The organism is Candidatus Nanopusillus massiliensis (assembly GCF_920984865.1).
Map to the genome: position 1 here is coordinate 111119 of NZ_OV100765.1, position 1883 is coordinate 113001.

The 1883-nt window shown below is 23.2% G+C and carries 3 protein-coding genes; 1 reads left to right on the forward strand and 2 read right to left on the reverse strand.

Annotated elements, in window-relative coordinates; translation table 11 throughout:
- Positions 1-170 precede the first annotated feature (170 nt).
- The gene (locus tag LUA84_RS00890; RefSeq protein WP_231433999.1) at positions 171-695 is read left to right on the forward strand and encodes a hypothetical protein; all 525 of its coding nucleotides are present in this window, start codon (positions 171-173) and stop codon (positions 693-695) included.
- 71 nt (positions 696-766) lie between these two features.
- On the opposite strand, the gene LUA84_RS04990 is transcribed toward LUA84_RS00890, so the two are convergent.
- Together LUA84_RS04990 and LUA84_RS04555 are read right to left on the reverse strand one after the other, a co-directional pair.
- Positions 767-988 (reverse strand): tyrosine-type recombinase/integrase, encoded by a 222-nt coding sequence (locus LUA84_RS04990; RefSeq protein WP_457913319.1) that lies wholly within the window; start codon positions 986-988, stop codon positions 767-769.
- Positions 973-1353, reverse strand: coding sequence for a tyrosine-type recombinase/integrase (locus LUA84_RS04555; protein ID WP_308112648.1), 381 nt, complete (start codon positions 1351-1353; stop codon positions 973-975). The genes LUA84_RS04990 and LUA84_RS04555 overlap by 16 nt, the downstream gene beginning before the upstream one ends.
- Positions 1354-1883: the final 530 nt, after the last annotated feature.

Genomic DNA, 1883 nt, shown 5'->3' on the forward strand with positions numbered 1-1883 from the left:
TTATTACCATCATTATTGGTCCCTGTTGCATATTCATTTTATCCACTAATATTTATTATATTATTTTTATTTATATTTAGAAATATTGGAATAGGGTTTTTTGAAGGAAAAAGTATAAATAAGAATATAGTAAAAGAGATATATTAATATATTTATTTGGAACCTTGATAATGGCAATATCATTTCTTTCTATATTAACTGCAGCTATTACTGGTTATGGTATTAAAATTGTAAATGGAAATATTGTTTGGGGGCCTTCTATTATATTTAATGACTCAACATTATTATTGTTGTTATCAACAATATTATTTGTTTTAGGTATTCTTGGATATATATTTAATGTAAAGAAGTTTAAAATATATGGATTAGTAGGAGATTTGTTAGTATTCTTGCATATATATTTATATGAAAATACAATACCTTATCTATTCTTTTTTCCACTAATAATATTACTAATATTAACATTTGTGAATTTAAAGGATATTGTACAAAGAATATTATTCATAATTTCTCATTATTTGAATGCAATGATATTATCAACATTATTATTTCCATATATATTTGGAACAATTAATATAAATTCATTATTATCTCAAAGCTTGCCATTATTATTTGCAGAATTTATAGTATCAATTATAATAACAATAGTAGTAATTGGAATATATTATTTTGAAATAAAAACAATTTTAAGCTAGCTTTCAAAAACTTTATTATATATCTCTTTTAATTGGTTTGGAACAACGTGAGTATATATTTGTGTAATATTTTATGAGCTATGTCCTAGTATTTCTTGTATATATCTTATATCAACGCCTTTTGATAATAATGTTGTTGCAAGAGAGTGTCTTAATACATGTGGAGTTACTTTTTTATTTATTCCAGCTTTCTTTGCAATATTTTTTGTAATTCTTTCAACCTGTCTTGATGATAATGGAAATATATTTTCAGTATTTATTTTATTAATATAATCTTTTAATTCTTTAACAATCCTTTTGGTATTGGTACTATTCTTTCTTTACCGCCCTTTCCATATACTTTTACAAAACCTTCTTCAAAGATTATATCATTCTTTTTTATTTTTATTACTTCGGAGAATCTCACTCNAGTATAAAATAGGAATTTAATAATTAGTTTATCTCTATAATTTTCAGCATTTTCTAATAATCTATTTAATTCATCATATGTAATAAATTTTGGTAATCTTTTATCTACCTTTGGAGCTTTTCTTTGCTTTGCTAAACTTTCATTATCTAAAAATTTTAAAAAAGATGATATAGCTCTAGCATATAATCTTAATGAATTTGAATCTAGTTTTTTCTTAACCTTTAATTCAGCTAAAAATTTTAGAATTATATTCTTATCTAATGACTACTAATAGATTTTGTATCTGTAATAATTATTCCATTAGTTATTAGAAATTCTAAAAATTTCTTTGTTATACTAGAATATGTTTTTATTGTATTTTTAGACTTTCCCTGTATTTCCAGCCATACTTTAGATTGCTTACAATAATTTCATTCATTTATATTTCAGAAACTTTGTGATATAAAAATTTTAAATAATAAAAATATTATAGTTTCATCCCTACCTGCCAGGCACTGGGGATATATGAACCAGTTCCTCCAGGTAGGGGAGAAGAATGATGTGGTTGGCTTGAAACTGAAAAATGATGAATACGGCTACGCTGATAAAAATTTATAATATAATGCTTTCCATAATATTTTTGGCTTTAGAAGCATATTTTTCATATTTTTCTGAATATTCATCAAATATATTATAAAGCAAGTCTCTATCATAACCATGTTTTCTCATTAAATAAGTTAGAATTCCTATATCATTTAAGTCTTTTTCTTCTTTTCTTCTTAAATAAGTAAATATTTTAT